This window comes from Streptomyces sp. TM32 (assembly GCF_004122755.1).
Lineage (GTDB): Bacteria > Actinomycetota > Actinomycetes > Streptomycetales > Streptomycetaceae > Streptomyces > Streptomyces sioyaensis.
The window spans coordinates 1-22,034 of sequence record NZ_SDIG01000111.1 but is presented as its reverse complement, the minus strand read 5'-3'; the positions used below and the strand labels follow the sequence as shown (position 1 = coordinate 22,034).

Annotated in this window: 20 protein-coding genes; 10 read left to right on the top strand and 10 right to left on the bottom strand. The window is 72.5% G+C overall.

The features are described 5' to 3' along the window. On the bottom strand, nt 1–1,156 hold a 1,156-nt coding region (locus EST92_RS22075; protein WP_129282581.1), incomplete at its 3' end, for a hypothetical protein. Between the two features lie 353 nt (nt 1,157–1,509). On the opposite strand from EST92_RS22075, the gene EST92_RS22070 reads away from it, so the two are divergent. Beyond that, nucleotides 1,510–2,694: an alpha/beta hydrolase-fold protein gene (locus EST92_RS22070; protein ID WP_129282580.1), complete on the top strand. Its 1,185-nt coding sequence runs from the start codon at nt 1,510–1,512 to the stop codon at nt 2,692–2,694. A gap of 127 nt (nt 2,695–2,821) precedes the next feature. Here EST92_RS22070 and EST92_RS22065 read toward each other — a convergent pair whose 3' ends face one another. Next, nucleotides 2,822–4,591: a biotin carboxylase N-terminal domain-containing protein gene (locus EST92_RS22065; protein WP_129282579.1), complete on the bottom strand. Its 1,770-nt coding sequence runs from the start codon at nt 4,589–4,591 to the stop codon at nt 2,822–2,824. A 482-nt stretch (nt 4,592–5,073) separates the two neighbouring features. On the opposite strand from EST92_RS22065, the gene EST92_RS22060 reads away from it, so the two are divergent. Then, nucleotides 5,074–5,538: a hypothetical protein gene (locus EST92_RS22060; RefSeq protein ID WP_174244095.1), complete on the top strand. Its 465-nt coding sequence runs from the start codon at nt 5,074–5,076 to the stop codon at nt 5,536–5,538. Between the two features lie 42 nt (nt 5,539–5,580). Here EST92_RS22060 and EST92_RS22055 read toward each other — a convergent pair whose 3' ends face one another. From EST92_RS22055 to EST92_RS22030, 7 genes are all read right to left on the bottom strand, one after another. After that, the gene (locus EST92_RS22055) at nt 5,581–6,162 is read right to left on the bottom strand and encodes a DJ-1/PfpI family protein (protein WP_129282577.1); all 582 of its coding nucleotides are present in this window, start codon (nt 6,160–6,162) and stop codon (nt 5,581–5,583) included. 51 nt (nt 6,163–6,213) lie between these two features. Further along, complete coding sequence (locus EST92_RS22050; protein ID WP_129282576.1) at nt 6,214–7,044, bottom strand: MOSC N-terminal beta barrel domain-containing protein; 831 nt, start codon at nt 7,042–7,044, stop codon at nt 6,214–6,216. A gap of 58 nt (nt 7,045–7,102) precedes the next feature. Further along, on the bottom strand, nt 7,103–7,714 hold the full coding sequence (locus EST92_RS22045; RefSeq protein ID WP_129282575.1) for a nucleoside triphosphate pyrophosphatase: 612 nt from the start codon (nt 7,712–7,714) through the stop codon (nt 7,103–7,105). Nucleotides 7,715–7,763: 49 nt separating this feature from the next. Further along, complete coding sequence (locus EST92_RS22040; protein ID WP_129282574.1) at nt 7,764–9,248, bottom strand: penicillin-binding protein 2; 1,485 nt, start codon at nt 9,246–9,248, stop codon at nt 7,764–7,766. 165 nt (nt 9,249–9,413) lie between these two features. Further along, nucleotides 9,414–9,539, bottom strand: coding sequence for a hypothetical protein (locus EST92_RS32615; RefSeq protein ID WP_275540895.1), 126 nt, complete (start codon nt 9,537–9,539; stop codon nt 9,414–9,416). 141 nt (nt 9,540–9,680) lie between these two features. Then, nucleotides 9,681–9,893: an acyl-CoA carboxylase epsilon subunit gene (locus EST92_RS22035; RefSeq protein ID WP_129282573.1), complete on the bottom strand. Its 213-nt coding sequence runs from the start codon at nt 9,891–9,893 to the stop codon at nt 9,681–9,683. 49 nt (nt 9,894–9,942) lie between these two features. Beyond that, nucleotides 9,943–11,532: an acyl-CoA carboxylase subunit beta gene (locus EST92_RS22030; protein WP_129282572.1), complete on the bottom strand. Its 1,590-nt coding sequence runs from the start codon at nt 11,530–11,532 to the stop codon at nt 9,943–9,945. Nucleotides 11,533–11,663: 131 nt separating this feature from the next. Between EST92_RS22030 and EST92_RS22025 the strand changes: the two genes are divergently transcribed. The 5 genes from EST92_RS22025 (at nt 11,664) to hutH (ending at nt 18,035) form a co-directional block, all read left to right on the top strand. Next, the gene (locus tag EST92_RS22025) at nt 11,664–12,593 is read left to right on the top strand and encodes a biotin--[acetyl-CoA-carboxylase] ligase (protein WP_129282571.1); all 930 of its coding nucleotides are present in this window, start codon (nt 11,664–11,666) and stop codon (nt 12,591–12,593) included. Nucleotides 12,594–12,776: 183 nt separating this feature from the next. Beyond that, nucleotides 12,777–14,024 (top strand): adenylate/guanylate cyclase domain-containing protein, encoded by a 1,248-nt coding sequence (locus EST92_RS22020; RefSeq protein ID WP_129282570.1) that lies wholly within the window; start codon nt 12,777–12,779, stop codon nt 14,022–14,024. 128 nt (nt 14,025–14,152) lie between these two features. Further along, the gene (locus tag EST92_RS22015; RefSeq protein ID WP_129282569.1) at nt 14,153–14,953 is read left to right on the top strand and encodes an enoyl-CoA hydratase-related protein; all 801 of its coding nucleotides are present in this window, start codon (nt 14,153–14,155) and stop codon (nt 14,951–14,953) included. A 315-nt stretch (nt 14,954–15,268) separates the two neighbouring features. Further along, entirely contained in the window at nt 15,269–16,381 is a 1,113-nt protein-coding gene (locus EST92_RS22010; RefSeq protein ID WP_129282583.1) for a diguanylate cyclase, read from the top strand. Between the two features lie 109 nt (nt 16,382–16,490). Continuing rightward, complete coding sequence (gene hutH / locus EST92_RS22005) at nt 16,491–18,035, top strand: histidine ammonia-lyase (protein WP_129282568.1); 1,545 nt, start codon at nt 16,491–16,493, stop codon at nt 18,033–18,035. Nucleotides 18,036–18,058: 23 nt separating this feature from the next. On the opposite strand, the gene EST92_RS22000 is transcribed toward hutH, so the two are convergent. Then, nucleotides 18,059–18,451 (bottom strand): hypothetical protein, encoded by a 393-nt coding sequence (locus EST92_RS22000; RefSeq protein WP_129282567.1) that lies wholly within the window; start codon nt 18,449–18,451, stop codon nt 18,059–18,061. Between the two features lie 108 nt (nt 18,452–18,559). Here EST92_RS22000 and EST92_RS21995 point away from each other — a divergent pair, with 108 nt between their 5' ends. The 3 genes from EST92_RS21995 to EST92_RS21985 all read left to right on the top strand — a co-directional run. Further along, a complete protein-coding gene (locus EST92_RS21995) occupies nt 18,560–18,898 on the top strand; it encodes a hypothetical protein (RefSeq protein ID WP_254068952.1) in 339 nt (112 codons plus the stop codon). A 384-nt stretch (nt 18,899–19,282) separates the two neighbouring features. Next, the gene (locus tag EST92_RS21990; protein WP_129282566.1) at nt 19,283–20,566 is read left to right on the top strand and encodes an Ig-like domain-containing protein; all 1,284 of its coding nucleotides are present in this window, start codon (nt 19,283–19,285) and stop codon (nt 20,564–20,566) included. Nucleotides 20,567–20,789: 223 nt separating this feature from the next. Continuing rightward, on the top strand, nt 20,790–22,034 hold a 1,245-nt coding region (locus tag EST92_RS21985), incomplete at its 3' end, for a DUF2786 domain-containing protein (protein WP_254068951.1).

The following is a 22,034-nucleotide window of genomic DNA, read 5'->3' as shown; positions in this document are numbered from 1 at the left end:
GGGTGGGGGAGTGGTCGTCGAGTACTTGGAGGATGCTCAGGGCGGTGCCCAGGGGGAGGCCGAGGATGGTCAGGACGCCCAGGGCGCCGGCGATCTGCTGGTTGTCCTGGGTCTGGACGAGCCTGGCGTAGTCGGCCGCCTCGGCGAGGATTTCCGTGAAGCGGTCGGGGAGGCGGTACTGGGCCTGGTAGGCGAGGAGGAGTTCGTTGGCCGGGCCGTGGGCGGTCAGGTGCTGGCGCCAGTACGTGCTGCGGAAGCCGGCGATCTGCGTTTCCAGCGCGGCGACGCGGGCGCCGAGTTTGGGGCCGTCGAACACGCCGGAGAGGGCCTCGGTGAGTTCGTCGATGTGGTCGCGCTGCACGGTGCCGAGGAGGAGGGCGTCGAGGTAGATGGTGCGGTGGTGCACGGCGCCGAAGTCGTAGAAGTCGCCGTCGCCGCGGTCCGGACGGTGGCCGAGGAAGGCCGCCCCGTGCCGGAGCACGAGGGCGCTCCAGTCGGCGGATATCCGCACCGCGTGCTCCATCTGGGACGGCATGAGCTCCGGTGCCAGCGGGAAGTCGGCGGCCGTGGAGCGGGAGGCCAGGGACCACAGCCACTGGTCGGCGGTGGCGGGGAGCCGGTCGCCCTGGCGCAGGGCCGGGGTGTGCGTGGCCCGTGGGGTGAGAAAGGCGATGGTGTAGGGGCGGGCGATGGCGAAGGGCGCCTCGGAGGTGTCGGGGACGGCGACGCCCGCCAGGAGGGCTTCCGGCGCCAGCGGCCCCTCCAGGGGGTCGGGGTCCGCCGAGTGGCGGTGGCCGATGGCCCGCAGGGTGTCCAGGAGCGCGGGTCCCTCGACCATGAGGTGCAGGACCGCCAGGGCGGCTCCGGGGTGGCGGGCGGTGGCGGTGCGGAGCAGTTCGATGCCGTGCAGGTGCAGCGGGCCGTGGGTGCGGTTCTCGAAGCGGTGCCAGCGGCAGGGGCGTTCCGGGGTTCCGTAGAGGACCCGGGCCGCGGAGGGGGTGAAGTAGGTCTGCCGGGTGGCCGTGTCGGCACGGCGGCTGCCGAGTGCGAACGGCAGCGGCCCCTCTTCCCAGGGCGGCGGGGCGTCGAGCCGGACGGGGAGGATGACGGTGAGGGCCTGGCGGGCGCCCGTCAGGTGGCGGAGTTCCGTGGTCACGGTGCCGGTTGTCTCCTTGTGTGAGGGGGCGGCGGCCCCGGGGCCGGGCGGTCGCTGAGGAGGCGCCTGCCCGCTGTTGGTCTGTTGCCGGCGGGCGGTGTGTGCCTCCCCGTGACGTGCCCCCGTCCGCGTTTTGGCGAACCGTTCCGTGTCTGCCCGGGGGATGGTGCGTGAAGTCCCGGCGTATGGCGGGAGTCGGGCGTCCGAACACCTCGTTGGGCCCGCAACGCCGCCCCGGTACGGGCCATCAAACCAGGCGGAATGAGGTCTTCGGGGATGTTCCGGAGGCCCGGGATTACGCCGTGGCAGGCCGCCGGGGGAGCGGGTCGCGGCGCGGACATCTGGGGAACGTCATGGGACTGACCAGCCGGTCGTTGTTGTACGCCATGGCCGCGGCCGCCGTGGTCTGCGTGGGACTGACCCTCTGGCTGTGGCCGCGGTTCGCGGGGCGCGGGCCGCGGGCGCTGCTGGGGCGGCTCGGGGTGATCGCCGGGACGCAGCTGGCCATCGTGGCGGCGCTCGGGCTGGCCGTGAACGCCAACTTCCAGTTCTACGCCTCCTGGCACGAGTTGCTCGGGCTCTACGACGATGCGCCGGGAGCCGTCGGCAAATGGGGCGACGGGGGTGCGGCCGGGCCGGCCGGCGACCCGTCGAAGGGGCTGGTGCAGACGTCGGGGGCGGACGGTCTGGACAAGGTGCACGGGCTGCCGAAGGGGGCGCCGGCGACCGCGGGCCGGGTGGAGTCCGTACGGATCGTCGGCAAGCGGACCCGGGCGGTGGACCCGGCGTACGTGTATTTGCCGCCGCAGTACTTCCAGCCCCAGTACGCCCGCCAGCGGTTCCCCGTCATCGTCGCGCTCAGCGGCTATCCGGGCGGCACCTTTCTGCTCGGCCAGCACCTGCGGCTGCCGCAGACCGCTGCCCAGTTGATCCGGGCGGGGCGGATGCAGCCGACGGTGATCGTGATGATGCGGCCCACCATCGCCCCGCCGCGCGACACCCAGTGCGTCGACGTGCCCGGCGGCCCGCAGGCCGAGACGTTCTTCGCCCGCGATGTGCCGGACGCGCTGCGGTCGCACTACCGCGTCGGCCACGACCCCGGCGGCTGGGGCGTGCTGGGGTACTCCTCGGGCGGCAGCTGCGCCCTCCAGCTCGCCATGCGGCACGACCGGACGTACACCTCGGCGGCCGCGCTCTCGCCCGACTACAAGGTCGCCGACGATCCCACCACCGGCAATCTCTTCGGTGACGGCCGGGACCGGGCGCGCCGCCGTCAGGAGCACGATCTGATGTGGCGGCTGCGGCATCTGCCCGCACCCCAGGTGGACGTCCTCGTCGGCACGAGCCGCAGCGGGGAGAAGAACTACCCGGCGGCCAGGGCGTTTCTGGCGGCCGTCAAGCCGCCGATGAAGGCGGAGTCCCTCGTGCTCGACCACGGCAGTCACAACTTCGCCACCTGGCGGCGGGAACTTCCCACGGCGCTGCAGTGGATGAGCCGTTCGCTGACGTTCCCGGAGGATGTGGTGGGGAATTCCTAGCCCGGGAATTCCTGGTCCGGGGAATTCGTGGCTGTCGCGGAGCCGGCCGGCGGCGGGCTCCCGGGATGCGCGAGGGGCTCCCGGCGGATGTGCCGGGAGCCCCTCGCGTGTGCCGGACGGTGGCGCGTCAGTCCTTGATCTCGCAGATGACGGCGCCGGAGGTGAGGGCGGCGCCGACCTCGGCGGTCAGGCCCTTGATGGTGCCCGAGCGGTGCGCGTTGAGCGGCTGCTCCATCTTCATCGCTTCCAGGACGACGACGAGCTCGCCCTCGGTGACCCGCTGCCCCTCCTCGACGGCGACCTTGACGATGGTGCCCTGCATCGGGGAGGCGAGCGAGTCGCCGGAGGCGGCGGAGCCGGACTTCTTGGCGGCCTTGCGCTTGGGCTTGGCGCCGCCGGCGACCGCGGCGCGGGCCAGGGGCATGCCCAGCGACGACGGCAGCGAGACCTCAAGGCGCTTGCCGCCGACCTCGACGACGACCGTCTCCCGTGTGTCCGCCTCGGCCTCGTCGGTGCCGGGCGCGGTGAACGGCGGGATCTCGTTGACGAACTCGGTCTCGATCCAGCGGGTGTGGACCGTGAACGGGTCGGCGGAGCCGGTGAGTTCGGGGGCGAAGGCCGGGTCGGTGACGACGGCGCGGTGGAAGGGGATGGCGGTGGCCATGCCCTCGACGGTGAACTCCGCCAGCGCGCGGGAGGCGCGCTGCAGGGCCTGCGCGCGGGTGGCGCCGGTGACGATCAGCTTGGCGAGGAGGGAGTCCCAGGCGGGGCCGATGACCGAGCCGGACTCGACGCCCGCGTCCAGACGGACGCCGGGGCCGGCCGGCGCGTCGAACGTGGTGACGGTGCCGGGGGCCGGGAGGAAGTTGCGGCCCGGGTCCTCGCCGTTGATGCGGAACTCGAAGGAGTGGCCGCGCACCGGCGGGTCGTCGTAGCCGAGCTCTTCGCCGTCGGCGATGCGGAACATCTCGCGGACCAGGTCGAGGCCGGTGACCTCCTCGGTGACCGGGTGCTCGACCTGGAGGCGGGTGTTGACCTCCAGGAAGGAGATGGTGCCGTCCTGGCCGACGAGGAATTCGCAGGTGCCCGCGCCCTCGTAGCCGGCTTCCTTGAGGATGGCCTTGGAGGCGCGGTAGAGCTCGGCGTTCTGCTCGTCGCTCAGGAAGGGGGCCGGGGCCTCCTCGACGAGCTTCTGGTGGCGGCGCTGGAGCGAGCAGTCGCGGGTGGAGACCACGACGACGTTGCCGTGCTTGTCCGCCAGGCACTGGGTCTCGACATGCCGGGGGCGGTCGAGGTACCGCTCGACGAAGCACTCGCCGCGGCCGAAGGCGGCGACCGCCTCGCGTACCGCGGAGTCGTAGAGCTCGGGCACCTCGTCGAGGGTGCGGGCGACCTTCAGGCCGCGGCCGCCGCCGCCGAAGGCCGCCTTGATCGCGATGGGCAGGCCGTGCTCCTTGGCGAAGGCCACGACCTCCTCGGCGCCGGAGACCGGGTCGGGGGTGCCGGCGACCAGGGGGGCACCGGCGCGCTGGGCGATGTGCCGGGCGGCGACCTTGTCGCCGAGGTCGCGGATGGCGTGGGGCGGCGGGCCGATCCAGGTCAGTCCGGCGTCGAGGACGGCCTGGGCGAACTCGGCGTTCTCCGACAGGAAGCCGTAGCCGGGGTGGATGGCGTCCGCGCCGGAATCGGCGGCGGCGGCCAAGACCTTGGCGATGTCCAGGTAGCTGGTGGCAGGAGTGTCACCGCCCAAGGCGTACGCCTCGTCTGCCGCGCGGACGTGCAGGGCGTCCCGGTCGGGGTCGGCGTAGACGGCCACGCTCCCGATCCCCGCGTCCCGGCATGCACGGGCAACGCGAACAGCGATTTCGCCACGGTTGGCGATGAGCACCTTGCGCACGATGGGTCCTTCCTTGGCGCTTCGCCGTAACTTATGGATGCGGCGATTTTAGGGACTGGCGACACCGCGTGCCGACCCGTTCCCTGGGGTGAGCTTGCCCACACGGAGTGTGCTCGGAGCGCCAGTGAGGGGCCTAAGTCCCCTGGTGTCCCAGGGTAGGCCCGGATTCCTGGGCTCCGGCTCGAGTCCTGGTGTGGCTTAGGTCTCGCGCTTCGGGCGTCCTGCGGATCGTCAATTCTTTGTGGAGTCCCTACGAATGGGCGAAGGAAACTTTGCGGTCGGCTCCGTCCCTCCCGGCGTGCCGCCGGGCGCCGCTCGCCATGGTCCGTATCCACCCGTGCAGAACCCTTGCCCCAGGCATTACCCATTAGTAGCGTGCCCGATGTCTTCTGCACTTGCGGTAACGGCGGAACACGCGGGAACCGGCGCCCACCTGGGCGACCGGGCACGGCACACGGCGGAAGTGGGTGGGCGGGGTGACGATGGCGCGACGGCCGGTGGCCTTGGTCGCGGCGGCGGTCCTGGTCCTGGAGGCATGCGGGATCGTGCTGCTCAACTGGATCCTGAGCATCGTCGTGGACCGGCAGCAGATGTCCCTGGCCGGGCTGCAGCCGCGCGCGATGTCCGCCGGGTCGTGGATCGGCGGCGCCGTCTTCGGCCTCTATCTGGTGCTCTGCGCGGCCGTCCTGGTCCGCGGCGCGCTGCGGGACCGCGCGCCCGCCGGCTTCGCCCGTATCTGCCTCATCAGCTGTGCCGTGGTGCACGGGGTCCTGGGTGCGCTCGCCGTCGGGCTGGCCGGCTGGGTCGCCTTCCTCGCGCTGATGGTCGTGCTGGGGCTGCTGGTGCTGACGCTGGTGGCGTACGGCGAGGGCCGTCCGGGGGACGGGCGCGGAAACGCGGAAAACCCCCCGAACGGCGTACCGCCGGCTGCGCCTACGTCCGCCTGACGTCCGGTCGTTGGGGCACCGGCAGGGGAGGCGGCCGGGTGTTCAGTGGTCCCCGGCGCCCTTCTGCACCGGGGCGTGCTCCCGCAGGACGTCCATGAACGCGCGCATCCAGTCCGGATGGTCGTTCCAGGCGCGGGCGGAGACGACCTTGCCGTCCACCACGGCCGAACCGTCGACGAAGGTCCCGCCGCCCATCTCCACGTCCGGTGCGCAGGCCGGATAGGCGGCGGTCCGGCGGCCCTTGAGGAGGCCGAGCGGGGCCAGGGTGATCGCCGCGTGGCAGATGTGGGCGACGGGCTTGTCGGCGTCGAAGAAGTGGCGGACGAGGCGCTGGTAGTCGGGGTCGTTGCGCAGGTATTCGGGGGCCCGGCCACCGGGGAGCACCAGCGCCGCGTAGTCGGCCGGATCGACGTCGGACAGGGCGAGGTCGGACGGCCAGGAGTGGCCCTCGCGCTCGACGTAGGTGTCGAAGGCCTCGACGAAGTCATGGACGACGAACTGCAGCTTCTTGTGCGTCGGGGCGGCGATCAGCGGCTCGTACCCCTCCTCCAGCAGCCGCTGGTACGGGTAGAAGAACTCCAGGTCCTCGGTGGCGTCGCCGGCGATGATGAGAATCTTGGGCATGCTGCGCACTCCTCGCGATGGCGTCGATCGGGGCGATCGAGTCGTTCCGGGTCAATCGGTTCCCCAGTCGGTGACGTGGAATGCGTCGCCGACCGCCGCCTTTCCGGTCTTCAGCACGGAGAACTTCGAGCCGAACGCGACCCCGCCCTCCGGCACCCGCCGGTAGGAGGCGAGCGTGCGCAGCGGCTCCGGGCCCGCCTTGGCCCCGGTGTGCTGGTCGACGAGGGTGACGGCGCAGCGGATGGCGAGCTTGGTGAAGCCCAGCTCGCAGTCGCCGACGGTCAGGCGCCGCGCCCGGTCCTCGGTCCACGGCTCCGTCCAGCCGTCGACGACGAGGTTGGGCCGGAAGCGGCTGATCGGCAGCGGTGCCCGGCCGGCCGCGGTGAGGCGGGCGTTGAGGTCGTCGAGGGAGGCGCGGGAGAGGACGTGCACGGCGCTGCTGTCGGCGAAGCCGGACGTGCCGGGGGTGAGGCCGTCGGTCACCCGGTCGTGCTCCGGGGGGACGCGCACCAGCCGGCTGGGCGCGCCCAGCACCTCCGAGAGCCAGCCGGCCGCTTCGGCGCCCTGGTCGACCGCGCGGTAGGGCGTGCGGAACATCTCGACCTCCGCCCGGGCCGCCGTGCCGGTGCCGGGGTCGATGTCGAACCGGAGGGGGTCAACTCCCGGCGCCGACAGGGTGAGTTGGGTCCCGTCGCCGCTGACCTCGGGGCGGATCACCGCCAGCCGCGGGTCCGTGCGCTGGCTGCGGAACACGCCGTCCGTCGCGACGACCATGAAGCTGCGGTCGTGCCGGAGGCCGGCCGGGGTGAGCTCCGCCTCGGCGGCCGGGATGCCGGCACAGCCCTTGACGGGGTAGCTGATCAGTTCGACAACGGTCGCCATGCGGGCAGCGTACGACCGGGGCGGCGTGGGCCGCTGCCGTTTGTTGCAGGGGCCGGCGTCAGGTCCACAGGTCGGTGATCGCCACGTCCAGGTCCGCGAGCAGCCGGCGCAGCAGCGGCAGGGACAGGCCGATGACATTGCCCGGGTCGCCGTCGATGCCGTCGATGAAGGGGGCGGAGCGGCCGTCGAGGGTGAAGGCGCCGGCGACGTGCAGCGGCTCGCCGCTCGCGACGTAGGCGGCGATCTCGTCGTCGCTCGGTTCGCCGAAGCGGACGGTGGTCGAGGCGGTGGCGGACGCCTGGCGGCCGGTCGCGGTGTCGATGACGCAGTGGCCGGTCTGCAGGATGCCGGAGCGGCCGCGCATGGACTTCCATCGGGCGGTGGCGTCCTCGGCGTCCGCGGGCTTGCCCAGCGCCCGCCCGTCCAGCTCCAGGACCGAGTCGCAGCCGACGACCAGCGCGCCGTGGACCTCCGGGCGGGCGGCGACGGCGGCGGCCTTCGCCTCGGCGAGTATGCGGGCCAGCTCACCGGGGGTGGCGGCGCTCAGCGCGTCCTCGTCGACACCGCTGACGACGACCTCGGGCGCCAGCCCGGCCTGGAGCAGCAGGGCCAGCCGGGCGGGGGACTGGGAGGCGAGGACGAGACGGCGGGGGCGGGGCTCTTCGGTCATGTGCGCCATCGTACGGAGCGCCGGGAGGCCGGGGGCCGGCGCGGGCCCGCTACTTCTTCAGCACCGCTTCCATCACCGACTTCGCGATCGGCCCGCCCAGCTTGCCGCCGGCGATCTCCGACCGCTGGATGTCCATGTCCTTGGGGTCGACGAAGACGGCGACCGCGACCGGGGAGGAGCCGTCGCTCTGCTTGGCGTAGGAGACGAACCAGGCGTACGGGCGCTCGTCGTTGACGTCCGCGCCGTGCTGGGCGGTGCCGGTCTTGCCGCCGACGGTCACGCCGTCGATCTTGGCCTTGGAGGCGGTGCCGTCCGAGACCGTGTACTCCATCATCTCCTGCACCTTCTTCGCGGTGTCGGAGGAGACGGCCTGGGACATCTGCTTCGGGTCGAACTTCTGCAGCGTCGCCAGGTCGGGGCCGCGCACCTCGTCGACGAGGTGCGGCATCATCAGCTTGCCGTCGTTGGCGAGGGCGGCGGTCACCATCGCCATCTGCATCGGGGTGCTGGTGAGGCTGCCCTGGCCCATGCCGGTCAGCGCGGTCTGCGGCTTGTCGAGCTTGCTGGGGTAGAGGCTCTTGGTGGCCAGCATGTCGCCGAAGTCCTTGTCGTAGACGTCGGAGTTGAATCCGAACTTCTCGGCGGTCTCGCGCATCTTGTCCTTGCCGACCTTCAGCGCGGTGTCGAGGAAGACGTTGTTGCACGAATACTGCATGCCGGTCTTCAGCGAGGCCTTGTCGCAGGGCGCCCCCTGCACATCGTTGCCGATCTTGGTGGAGCTGAGCGGCAGCTGGTAGGGGGCGGGGGCGCCGGTCGGGGCGTTGATGTCGCTGATCACGCCGTTCTCCAGGGCCGCCGCCGCGGTGAGGATCTTGAAGGTGGAGCCGGGGGCGTAGGTCTCGCGCAGCGCCCGGTTGCTCATCGGCTTGGCCTTGTCGTCGTCCAGCGCCTTGAACTTCTTGCCCTCGGCGGTGGAGATCCCGGCGAACTGCGAGGGGTCGTAGGAGGGGGTGGAGGCCAGCGCGAGGACCTTGCCGTTGCGCGGGTCGAGCGCGACCACCGCGCCCTTGGCGTTGAGGTCGGTCAACCCCTTGTACGCGGCCTTCTGCGCCTTGGGGTCGATGGTGGTGAGCACATCGCCGCCGCGCGGCTTCTCGCCGGTCAGCACGGACTTGGCCTGCTTGAGGGCGAGCCGGTCGTCCTTGCCGCTGAGCACCTTGTTGTAGACGCCTTCCAGGAACGAGGTGCCCATCGCCTGCGAAGCGAAGCCGGTGACCGGCGCGTACATCGGGCCGTCCTTGTACGTGCGCTTGTACTTGAAGTCGCCGGAGGTCGCCACGGAGCCGGTGACCGGCTGGCCGCCGACGATGATGTTGCCGCGCGGGTAGGAGAACGCCTCGATCTTGACCCGGCGGTTGTTGGGGTCGTTGGCCAGCTTGTCGGCCTGCACGAACTGGACCCAGGTGGCGCGGCCCAGCAGTGCCAGCATCAGCACCCCGCAGAAGACGGCTGTATGCCTCAACGGCCTGTTCATCGCGCTTCCCTCCCGTTCGGCTGCCTGGCCCGGCACCGGGCGACCGATTTACGCCCTCGGGAGGGAAAGAAGCGATTTCCGGGGCGATGGTTGCGGGAGTGGGCTGTGACCGTTACCTCCCGCTTGACGGGAACTTCCGCCGCGGCTGCCGGGTGACGGGCGTGGCTAGACCGCGAGCAGGAGCATCACCAGCACCGCGGCGACGGCCAGCACGATGCCCAGCCTGCGGAGCTTGGCCTGCACTTCGCGCAGCTCCTCAGGAGGCTCATCGGGCGGATCGGACCACAGCATGTATCGATCCTGTGCCCGCTGTGCGTGTGGCGCCTGAGTACGCGTACTCAGGCGCCACACACGCAAAGGACTAGTCAGTGCACTATGCACCGACATGACCGGCCCGCCCGGCCGGTCACCGCACCGCACGCCGCCAGCGGCTCAGTGCGGCCAGTAACTCGTCCGCCAGGCCCGCGGGCCCGGGTGCGGCATCCGCGCCCGCGCCGGAACCGTGGACGCGGGGTCCGACCACTCGGTGCCGCGGTCCTTGCCGCCGGGCGCGACGGTCGTGGCCGCCGCCGCGCGGGCCTGCACCACCGCCACTGCGGCGGCCAGCTCCTCGGGGGTGGGATTGCCCCGTACGACCTTGATCATCGACGACCTCCTCCTTTGCCTTTGCTGGTCCTTGGCCGGGTGCTGCCGGTCAGAGGGGGATGTTGCCGTGCTTCTTCGGGGGCAGCGCCTCGCGCTTGTTGCGCAGCGTGCGCAGCCCGCGGACGATGTGCCGGCGTGTCTCGGACGGCATGATCACCGCGTCGACGTAGCCGCGCTCGGCCGCGACGTACGGGTTGAGCAGGGTGTCCTCGTACTCCTGGATCAGCTCCTGGCGGCGCTCGTCCTGGGCGGCCGGGTCCTCGATCGCGGCCAGCGTGCGGCGGTGCAGGATGTTGGCCGCGCCCTGCGCGCCCATGACGGCGATCTGCGCGGTCGGCCAGGCCAGATTGAGGTCCGCGCCCAGGTGCTTGGAGCCCATGACGTCATAGGCGCCGCCGAACGCCTTGCGCGTGATGACCGTGATCAGCGGGACCGTGGCCTCCGCGTAGGCGAAGATCAGCTTGGCGCCGCGCCGGATGATGCCGTCGTACTCCTGGTCCGTGCCGGGCAGGAAGCCGGGCACGTCCACGAAGGTGATCACCGGGACGTTGAAGGCGTCGCAGGTCCGCACGAACCGCGCGGCCTTCTCCGACGCCTTGATGTCCAGGATGCCGGCGAACTGCATCGGCTGGTTGGCGACCACGCCGACCGCGTGGCCCTCCACCCGCCCGAAGCCGGTGACGATGTTCGGCGCGAACAGTGCCTGGGTCTCCAGGAATTCGCCGTCGTCCAGGACGTGCTCGATCGCGGAGACCATGTCGTACGGCTGGTTGGCCGAGTCCGGGATCAGGACGTCCAGCTCACGGTCGGTGTCCGAGGTCTCCAGGTCCACCTCCTCCGGGAAGGTGGGCGGCTCGGAGAGGTTGTTGGACGGGAGGTACGACAGCAGGCCCTTGACGTAGTCGATGGCGTCCTTCTCGTCGCCCGCCATGTGGTGCGCCACGCCCGAGGTGGTGTTGTGGGTACGGGCGCCGCCCAGCTCCTCGAAGCCCACGTCCTCGCCGGTGACGGTCTTGATCACGTCCGGTCCGGTGATGAACATGTGGGAGGTCTGGTCGACCATGACCGTGAAGTCGGTGATGGCGGGGGAGTAGACCGCGCCGCCGGCGCACGGGCCGACGATCAGGCTGATCTGCGGGATCACACCCGAGGCATGGGTGTTGCGGCGGAAGATCTCGCCGTACATGCCCAGCGAGACCACGCCCTCCTGGATGCGCGCGCCGCCGGAGTCGTTGATGCCGATGACCGGGCAGCCGGTCTTGAGCGCGAAGTCCATCACCTTGACGATCTTCTCGCCGAAGACCTCACCCAGCGCCCCGCCGAAGACGGTGAAGTCCTGGGAGAAGACCGCCACCGGACGGCCGTCGACCGTGCCGTAGCCGGAGACCACCCCGTCGCCGTAGGGGCGGTTCTGCTCCAGCCCGAAGTTGGTCGACCGGTGCCGCGCGAACTCGTCCAGCTCGACGAACGAGCCCTCGTCCAGCAGGAGATCGATGCGCTCACGCGCCGTCAACTTGCCCTTGGCGTGCTGCTTTTCCACGGCACGGGCGGAACCGGCATGCGTGGCCTCTTCGACCCGCCGCTGTAGATCCGCCAGTTTGCCCGCGGTGGTGTGGATGTGTGCTTCCGGTTCGGACATCGGGATGCGGCTCCTGCTCGTCCTGGACTGGTGCTCGTACGGAGGGTGGTACGGGTGTGGCTACCGACTCGTAGCGTATCCGCGGGACTGCTCAGCGGCACTGCGTCGTTGACCACACCTAGGCTGGTCCCATGACGCCTCAACCTCCGGAAAACCATGACAAAGATGCCGGTCGCTGGAGTGATCTGGGCCGCCCCCCGCTGAACGCCACGGCGCTGCGCCGGGCCCTGGTGCGCCCCGGCTCGCTGTGGACCTCCCTGGACGTCGTCGCCGCCACGGGTTCCACCAATTCCGACCTGGCGGAGCGGGCGGCCCGGGGTGAGGCGGCCGAGGGCGCCGTTCTGGTGGCCGAGGAGCAGTCCGCCGGCCGCGGCCGCCTCGACCGCACCTGGTCGGCGCCCCCGCGCTCCGGCCTCTTCTTCTCCGTCTACCTCACCCCGCGCGTCCCCGTGGAGCGCTGGGGCTGGCTGCCGCTGCTCGCCGGCGTCGCCACCGCCACCGCCGTCTCCCGCGCGGCCGACATCGACACGGCACTCAAGTGGCCCAACGACCTCCTGGTGACTTCCGCCGATGCCGCGGGCGGATCCGGGGCCGCCGCGGAACGCAAGGCGGGCGGCATCCTCGCGGAGCGGGCCGGCGACGGCGTCGTCGTCGGCATCGGCCTCAATGTCTCCCTCACCGCCGCGGAACTCCCCGTGCCCACGGCCGGCTCGCTGGCCCTGGCCGGCGCCCGCACCACCGACCGCGACCCGCTGCTGCGTGCCGTCCTGCGCGCGCTGGAGCACTGGTACGGCGAATGGCGGACCGCCGACGGCGACCCCGCCGCCAGCCGCCTCCAGGAGGCCTACGCCGCCGGCTGCGCCACCCTGGGCCGTTCCGTACGCGCCGAACTCCCCGGCGGCGGCGACCTCACCGGCGAGGCGGTGGCCATCGACGGCGACGGCCGCCTGGTGCTGGCCACGGCGGACGGCATGCAGCAGCCGGTCGGGGCCGGGGACATCGTCCATCTGCGTCCCGCGCCCCCGGCCGGCCCGGGCGACGGTGCAGGCCACGAGGGGTGAGGACGGCCGGCTCCGGCGGACCGCCCGCCGCCCACGCACCCTTCCCCTACCGTGGTCGGAGCCGACGTGTGAGAGTGAGCCAGAGCACACCTGCCGTATCGTTGAGGCGGTCCGCCAGGGAGCGGACCACCGGCGAGCAGTGATCGGAAGGGCAGTGCGCAGGGATCGGACAGGGAGCGGCCGGTGACCGCCGACGACTCGGGCGCCACCCCGCGCGACGTGGACACCGAGGACGACGCCGTGCGCGACGTCCCCGCCGAGGGTTCCGCACGGGCCTCGGGCCGCGGTACGGGCGGCGTCCCCGCCGAGGCCTCGGCACCGACCGGGACCGACCCGGCGGGCACCGCCCCCGACGACGCCCCGGCGGCCGCGGGCGAGGACGACGAGCACAACATCGCCGTCCGCCTCGAACAGCTCATCCTCGGCGCCGACCGCCGCTACACCCCGTTTCAGGCGGCCCGCGGCGCCGGTGTCTCCATGGATCTCGCGGCCCGCTTCTGGCGCGCCATGGGCTTCGCCGACATCGGCCAGGTCAAGGCCCTCACCGAGGCCGACGTGCTGGCCCTGCGCCGCCTCGCCGGTCTCGTGGAGGCGGGCCTGCTGAGCGAGGCCATGGCCATCCAGGTCGCCCGGTCCACGGGCCAGACCACCGCCCGTCTGGCCGACTGGCAGATCGACTCCTTCCTGGAGGGCCTCACCGAGCCCCAGGACTCCGGCCTGACCCGTACGGAGATCACCTATCCGCTGGTCGAGCTGCTCCTCCCCGAGCTGGAGGAGTTCCTCGTCTACGTCTGGCGGCGCCAGCTCGCCGCCGCCACCGGCCGGGTCGTACGGGCCCAGGACGACGCCGAGATGGTCGACCGCCGGCTCGCGGTGGGCTTCGCCGACCTGGTGGGCTTCACCCGCCTGACCCGCCGCCTGGAGGAGGAGGAACTCGGCGAGCTGGTGGAGGCGTTCGAGACCACCTGCTCCGACCTGGTGGCCGCGCACGGCGGCCGGCTCATCAAGACCCTCGGTGACGAGGTCCTCTTCTCCGCCGACGACGCCGGCGTCGCCGCCGAGATCGGACTGCGGCTGATCGAGACGATGACCCACGACGAGACGATGCCGGAGCTGCGGGTCGGCATCGCCTTCGGCACGGTCACGACCCGGATGGGCGATGTCTTCGGTACGACCGTGAACCTCGCCAGCCGCCTGACCTCGATAGCGCCGAAGGACACCGTGCTGGTGGACGAGGCGTTCGCCGAGGAGCTGGGGCGGATCGGCGAGGCGCCGGTCTCCGAGGCCGAGGCCGCGGCCGCGGAGAAGGCCGCCGAGGAGGGCACCGGCGGCCCGGCCCCCTCGTACCGCTTCGCGCTCCAGCCGATGTGGCAGCGGCCGGTGCGCGGCCTGGGCGTGGTCGAGCCCTGGCTGCTGAGCCGCCGCGGCTGACCCGCCACCGGCCGGGGCGCTGCGGACGCTCACGGCTTCCCCACCGGCCCTGCCCCCTCCTGCGCCCCGCGGCGGGTACCTGACATGATCCCTGCGTCAGGTCAACGTCCGTTCACAGGGAGGGCTGCATGCCACAGCAACGGTTCGGCGCGGACGGCTGGGTCGCCATCGAGCGCCATGACCACGTGGCGGAACTGATCATGGACCGCCCGAAGGCCATGAACGCCGTGTCGACGGCCATGGCCGACAGCCTGGCGCAGGCCTGCGACGAGCTGGCGGCGGACCGCTCCGTGCGGGCGGTGGTCCTCACCTCCACCCACGAGCGGGCGTTCTGTGTCGGCGCGGACCTCAAGGAGCGCAACTCCCTCACCGACGCGGAGCTGATGCGGCAGCGCCCGCGCACCCGCGCCGCGTACACGGGCGTGCTGGAACTGCCGGTGCCCACCATCGCCGCGGTGCACGGCTTCGCGCTCGGCGGCGGCTACGAGCTGGCGCTGGCCTGCGACCTGATCGTGGCCGACGGTACGGCGACGGTCGGCCTGCCGGAGGTGTCGGTGGGCGTCATCCCGGGCGGCGGGGGCACCCAGCTGCTGCCGCGCCGGGTGGGCGCGGCGCGGGCGGCCGAGCTGGTGTTCACCGCGCGGCGGGTGCCGGCGCCGGAGGCCGCGGAGCTGGGCCTGGTCGACCAGCTGGTCGAGGACGGGCGCGACCGCGCCGAGGCGCTGGAGCTGGCGGCCCGGATCGCCCGGAACTCGCCGCTCGGACTGCGCGCCGCCAAGCGCGCCCTGCGGTTGGGGCACGGACTGGATCTGCGGACCGGCCTGGATCTGGAGGACGGTGCCTGGCGCAGTGTGGCCTTCTCCGGGGACCGGACGGAGGGCGTGGCGGCCTTCAACGAGAAGCGCGAACCGCAGTGGCCCGGCGAGTGAACCGGGGCCGGGCCGGCAACCGGTGACGGCGGGCGGCCGGCGGGACGGACGGGCGGCGGTGCTCCGGCGGCGCACCGCCCCCGGTGACGCACCGTAAGACCTGCCCGCAAGGCCTCACCGGAGGGTCACCCGTCCCGCCCCGACCAGGGCCGACGCGCGGAGCGCCCGGGTGTCGAACGCGTACCGGAAGGGGCGGAAGGGGTTAAACATTCCTACGCTGGAATACAGAGCGTGCTCACGGTGACGGAATGCGAGGATCCGGTGACGGGCGAGGGCGATGCGAGGCTGCGGGCCGTGGTGGAGCTGGCGCAGGCGATGGCGGCCGCGCACACGCCGCGCGAATCGGCGCACGCCGCGGCCCAGGGCGTGTGCCAGGCCCTGGGCGGCTCCTTCGCGGCGATCTCGAAATGGGAGCGTGAGCTGGGGAAGCTGCGGGTGCTGGTCAATACCGGCGAACTCGCCGACGGCGAGGAGGAGTTCCCGGACGACGAGAGCTACCCGGTCCACGAGTTCCCGGAGATCGCCGGCTTCGTGCACGAGCAGTGGGCGGGCGGCGGCGAGTCCAGCGCGTGGGTGGAGGCCGCCGAGGGGCCGGCCGGCGCCCCGGCGCGCGAGGAGCGGGACGGCGGCCGGGGCAACGCCCAGCGGGTGGCCGCGCTGCACCGCCGGGGCCGCGGCTGCTGTGTGGTCGCGCCCATCGTGCTGCACGGCCGGGCGTGGGGCGAGCTGTATGTCGCGCGGCGTACGGGGGAGCCGGTCTTCGGCCGGGCGGATGCCGACTTCGCCGGTGTGCTCGCCGCCGTGACGGCCGCCGGGATCGCCCAGACGGAGCGGCTGGCGGAGGTGCGCCGGCTGGCGTTCACGGACTCGTTGACCGGTCTCGCCAACCGTCGCGCCGTCGACATGCGGCTGGACGAGGCGCTGGAGCTGCACCGCAGCGACGACGTGGTGGTCAGCCTGGTGGTGTGCGATCTGAACGGGCTGAAGCGGGTGAACGACTCCCGCGGCCACGCGGTCGGCGACCGGCTGCTGGAGCGCTTCGGCTCGGTGCTGTCGCTGTGCGGCGCCATGCTGCCGGGCACCCTGGCCGCCCGGCTCGGCGGCGACGAGTTCTGCCTGCTGGCGGTGGGCCCGCCGGCCGACGAGGTGGTCAAGGTCGCCGGTGAACTGTGCGACCGGGCGGGGGAGCTGGACCTGGGTGAGGGGGTCGCGGTCGGGGTCGCCTCGACCGGTGATCCGATCGGTGAGGTGCGCAGCCCCCGGCGGCTCTTCCGGCTCGCGGACGCCGCGCAGTACAAGGCCAAGGCGGCGCGGTCGGGCGAGCCGGTGGTCGCCGGGCGGCACGGCGGCAAGGACGATCCGGTCGTCCGGCTCGCGGACGCCCCGGACCGGCGGCCGGGGCCGGAGCGCCGGCGCTTCCGGAGATGAGGGTGCGCCGCGCCCCGCGCCCCGGCTCGGCGGCCCGCGCCCCCGGGGCGGGGGTGATCCCGACATCCGGTGGTGACATCTGGCGATTCAGTCTCTAGGGTGCCTGAATATGGATATGCACACTGTGGTGCTGGGGACGTCCGGCACGCGCGCACAGGACGTCATCGCGGTGGCCCGCGGCGCCGCCCGGATCGAGCTGTCCGAGGAGGCCCTCGCGGCCGTCGCCGCCTCCCGCGCCTTCATCGACGAGCTGGCCGCCAAGCCCGACCCCGTCTACGGCGTCTCCACCGGCTTCGGGGCGCTGGCCGTCCGGCACATCAGCCCCGAGCTGCGGGTCCAGCTCCAGCGCAACATCGTGCGCTCGCACGCGGCCGGCATGGGCCCGCGGGTCGAGCGCGAGGTGGTCCGGGCCCTGATGTTCCTGCGGCTGAAGACGCTCGCCTCCGGGCACACCGGCGTCCGCCCCCTGGTCGTCGAGACGATGGCCGCGATACTCAACGCCGGCATCACCCCCGTCGTCCACGAATACGGCTCGCTCGGCTGCTCGGGTGACCTCGCACCGCTCTCGCACTGCGCGCTGACGCTGATGGGCGAGGGCGACGCGGAGGGCCCCGACGGCGTGGTCCGCCCGGCCGGTGAGCTGCTGGCCGCGCACGGCATCGAGCCCGTCGAGCTGCGCGAGAAGGAGGGCCTGGCGCTGCTCAACGGCACCGACGGCATGCTCGGCATGCTCGTGATGGCCTGCGCCGATCTCGCCCGGCTGTTCACCTCCGCGGACATCACCGCGGCCCTGTCCCTGGAGGCGCTGCTCGGCACGGACAAGGTCCTCGCGCCCGAGCTGCACGCCATCCGCCCGCACCCCGGGCAGGCGGCCGCCGCCGCCAACATGTCCAAGGTGCTGGCGGGTTCGGGCTTCACCGGCCACCTCCAGGACGACGCCCCGCGCGTCCAGGACGCCTACTCCATCCGCTGCGCCCCGCAGGTCGCCGGCGCCGGCCGGGACACCCTCGACCACGCCCGGCTGGTCGCCGACCGCGAGCTGGCCGCCGCCGTCGACAACCCCGTCGTCCTCCCGGACGGCCGGGTCGAGTCCAACGGCAACTTCCACGGCGCCCCGGTCGCCTACGTCTTGGACTTCCTGGCCATCGCCGCCGCCGACCTCGGCTCCATCGCCGAGCGCCGTACCGACCGCCTCCTGGACAAGAACCGCTCGCACGGGCTGCCCGCCTTCCTGGCCGGCGACCCGGGCGTCGACTCCGGCCTGATGATCGCCCAGTACACCCAGGCCGCCCTGGTCAGCGAGTTGAAGCGGCTGGCCGCACCGGCCTCGGTGGACTCCATCCCGTCCTCCGCCATGCAGGAGGACCACGTCTCGATGGGCTGGTCGGCGGCGCGCAAGCTGCGCACCGCGGTCGACAACCTGACCCGGATCATCGCCGTCGAGCTCTACGCGGCGACCCGTGCCATCGAGATGCGCGAGGGCCTGGTGCCGGCCCCGGCCACCCGTGCCGTGCTGGACGCGGTGCGCGGCGCGGGCATCGAAGGACCGGGCGACGACCGCTTCCTGGCCCCCGACCTGGCGGGCGCGTATGCGTTCGTGCGGGACGGGAAGCTGGTGGCGGCGGTGGAGTCGGTCACCGGCGCGCTGGCGTAACGAGGCCGGATGGGGCGCCGGCCTCAGCTGATCCCGTCGCGGGTGCGGCGGACGGAGTAGCTGACCAGGCCGGCGCCGAGCGCGAGGCAGGCGGTGCCCCCGATCACGTACGGCGTGGTGTCCGGGCTGCCGGTGTCGGCGAGGAAGTGCGGTGCGGTGCCGGCCTGCTGACGGTCCGTGCCGATGGAGCGGGCGCCGTCGTGCGCGGTGGTCGTCGCGGACCGGGCGTCGCCGTCCCGCGCCTGGTCCCCGGCCCGGTCGGCCACCTCGGGCCCGGCCGGTACGGAGGCCGCCCGCGGACGGGAATCTGTCACCCCGTCAAGCTCCGCGGTGGCATGGGCGGACGGAACGAACCACAGGGCGAACAGCACCGATCCCGCGGCCGCGGCGGTCAGTAGTGGTCGTCGTGCCGTCACGGATGCGATCCCCCTTGTGGGTCGGCGAATTGGCCGTTGACCTCAGATGTTAATGACAGCCGCGGGTCGCAGGGAAGTCGGGAGCCGTCCATGCCTAACCTCCGTGCTATGAGCAATGGCGAGACATCACGTTTTGTGCGGCTTCATGTCGAACTGATCATGGAGATCACCGACACCGGCCGGCTGACCGGCGCCGCCGTCGACCACATCGACAAGGACCCCGCGCTCCCCGACGAGGAGCGCAGACAGTCCCTGGCGGCGGTCAAGGAGGACCCGGCGGACGCGCTGGCCCATCTGATCGACCCGTTCGACCTGGTCACCGCGGTGCCGGGGACCGAACTCGCGCAGGCCTCCTGGAGCAGCGAGGAGCTGACCGACTACGACCCGGACGCCGAGTGGGACGCGGCGGAGTGGGATCTGGCCGACGACGTCGACGGGGAGGGCTGACCGGCACCCGTCCCGCGCGCCGCGTCCCCTCCCGCCGGCGCGCTCCCCCGATCACCGACCACGGCCCCCGTACGGCACCCGCCGTACGGGGGCCGGCTACGTCGGGAGCCCGGGTTCCGGCCACAGAGAGACCGGTTCCCGACCGCGGCGGGCCCGATTTCTCCCCCGCGCGAACGCGCTGGTGACCCCAGAGCGCCCGATTTCTCACCGCGATCACCTTCTGACCGGCATCAGACCAATACGTGTCCTACACCACACTTTGTCAAGGCATGGAACCGGCGAAACGGAAAAGGCGTTTCCATGGAGTCGGCCGGAATGCCTGCGTCCAGATATGCCTGCGTTCAGTTGGCAGCTCGCTCGGGGATACGTGCGAAACCGGTAGCAATGGAGATGCGTGTGATAACGGACAGCAAGCGTCGCAAACGCCTCATGGCCAGCGCCGCGCTGCTGGGGGGCGTACTCGCGCTTGCGGCGTGTGGCGGCAGCAGCGCGGCCGACCGAGGGCTGGGTGACGGTGGTGACAGCACCCGTCACGAGAACGTCCAGCAGGTGGACGCGGCGGCCGCGAAGGACGCCTCCGACGCCAGGATCAAGATCCTCCCGGCGGACGGGGCCACCGACGCGGGCATCAACAGCGACGCCCTGGTCACGGTCAGCAACGGCAAGCTCACCGATGTCGCGATGACCTCGGTCGACGCCAAGAAGACCGTCGACGGCACACTCTCGGCCGACGGCAGCTCCTGGAAGCCGAACCAGCCGCTGAACCGGTCGACGAAGTACAAGGTCACCGCGCACGCCGTGGACGCCCAGGGCCGCACGGCGGTGGAGAACTCCACCTTCACCACCGTCTCCCCGGCGAACAGCTTCATCGGGAACTTCACGCCCGAGGACGGCTCGACCGTCGGTGTCGGCATGCCGGTGTCGGTCAACTTCGACAAGCCGGTCACGAACAAGACCGCCGTCCAGTCCGCGATCAACGTCTCCGACGACAGCAACCAGCCGGTCGTCGGCCACTGGTTCAACGACAAGCGGCTGGACTTCCGCCCCCAGGAGTACTGGAAGGCGAACTCCAGGGTCACCATGACCCTGAGCCTGGACGGCGTCGAGGCCTCGCCTGGCGTGACGGGCATCCAGAACAAGACCGTCGGCTTCCGGGTCGGCCACTCGCAGATCAGCACCGTCGACTCCAAGAAGCACGAGATGACGGTGGTGCGCGACGGCCGCACGATCAAGACCCTGCCGATCTCGGCCGGTAGTGACGAGCACCCGACCTACAACGGCCAGATGGTCATCTCGGAGCGGTTCAAGCAGACCCGGATGGACGGTTCGACCGTCGGCTTCAAGAAGAAGGGCGGCAAGGGCGAGTACGACATCCACGATGTGCCGCACGCCCAGCGCCTGACCTCGTCCGGCACCTTTATCCACGGCAACTACTGGGGCAAGGGCGTCTTCGGCCACGCCAACACCAGCCACGGCTGCATCGGCCTCCAGGACGTCAAGGGCGCCAAGGACGCCAAGACGGACGGAGCCTGGTTCTTCGACCACTCGCAGACCGGCGACGTCGTCAAGGTGGTCAATGCCTCCGACCAGACCGTCAAGCCGGACAACGGCCTCAACGGCTGGAACATGGCCTGGTCGCAGTGGGTGGCCGGCAGCGCGGTCCACTGACCCCGGCGCCCCACGGCAGTGACGCCGAGGGGTGACCGCGAGGGATGACGGCGGCCGCGGCGCCGGACGTGCGCCGCGGCCGCCGCTCATCCGTGAACAGGCCGACGCCCGGCCGCGCCCTTGGAGGACGGGGCGCGCCGGGCGTCGGCCTTGCTGGTACGGGTGCCCGGCCGACCGGCACCGGAAAGCCGGGCGCGGCGCCGTCCTCCGTACAGTTGAGCGGGTGAGCGAGCGCGGAAGCACAGGGCGGGGCGGGCCGTCGTCGCCGGCGGCCGGTGAACTGGTCGGGCAGGTGCTCGGCAGCGTCCGTTACGCGCCGGACGGCGAGCCGGCCGAGGACGCCATCGAGGCCGGCGCCTCGATGCTGGCCGCGGCCGAGGCCGGCTGGGAGGCGGTGAGCGCGGCCGTGGTCGCCGCCGCCGTGGCCGGGGTGCGGCAGTGCTGGGCGGGCGGCTGGTACCCCGCCGACCTGGAGCGGATCGTACGGCGCGAGACCCCCGGTACCACTCAGGCGGCCCTGGTCGTCGATGCCGTCGCGGCCGAGGCGGCCCGGCCGCCCGCCGCGCGTCCCCCGCGGGACCCCCGCTGGGCCGGTCAGCTGCGCGACCTCGGCGCCGAGGTCTGGTGGCCGTCCGACGGCGGCTATCTCGACGCGCTGGCCGCCCGCCGCCGCACCTCCCGCTTCGAGACCGCGTACGACGTGCTGGCGGCGGTGCGCACGCTCGCCCGGCTGCCCCGGCTCACCCCGCTGCCGGCCCCGCCGCGGACCGCGGGGACGAGCGGCCCGGCCGGCGCCGCCGCGGACCGTGCCCTCGGCCGGATCCGCGGACTGCTCGCCAAGGCCGAGGCGACCGACTACGCCGAGGAGGCGGAGGCGCTGTCCGCCAAGGCCCAGGAGCTGATGGCCCGGCACAGCATCGACGAGGCGCTCCTCGACCGCGCGGACGGTCCCCGCGGCGGGCGGACCACCGGCCCGTCAGCGGTCCGGATCGGCATCGAGGGCCCGTACGAACAGGCCAAGGCGCTGCTGCTCGACGCGGTCGCGGCCGCCAACCGCTGCCGGGCCGTCTGGGCCGCCGACGTCGGCTTCTCCACCCTCGTCGGGTTCGCGTCCGACCTGGAGGCGGCCGAGATGCTCTACACCTCGCTGCTGCTCCAGGCCACCACCGCGATGCAGCGCGCGGCCGACGGCCTCCCCCGCGCACGCAGGGAGCAGGGTGGCGGCGGTACGCCGTCCGCCCGCGGCCGCTCCCGCCGCACCCGGGACTTCCGGCAGACCTTCCTCGTCGCCTACGCCGACCGCATCCGCGACCGGCTCGCCGAGGCCACGGCCACCGCCACCGCGACGGCCACCGCCTCCGCCGCGTCGACCCCCGCGGCCCCCGACCTCCTTCCGGTCCTCGCCGCCCGCGAACTGGCCGTCGAGGAGACCACCGGCGCCCTCTTCCCCGACACCGCCCCGGTCCGC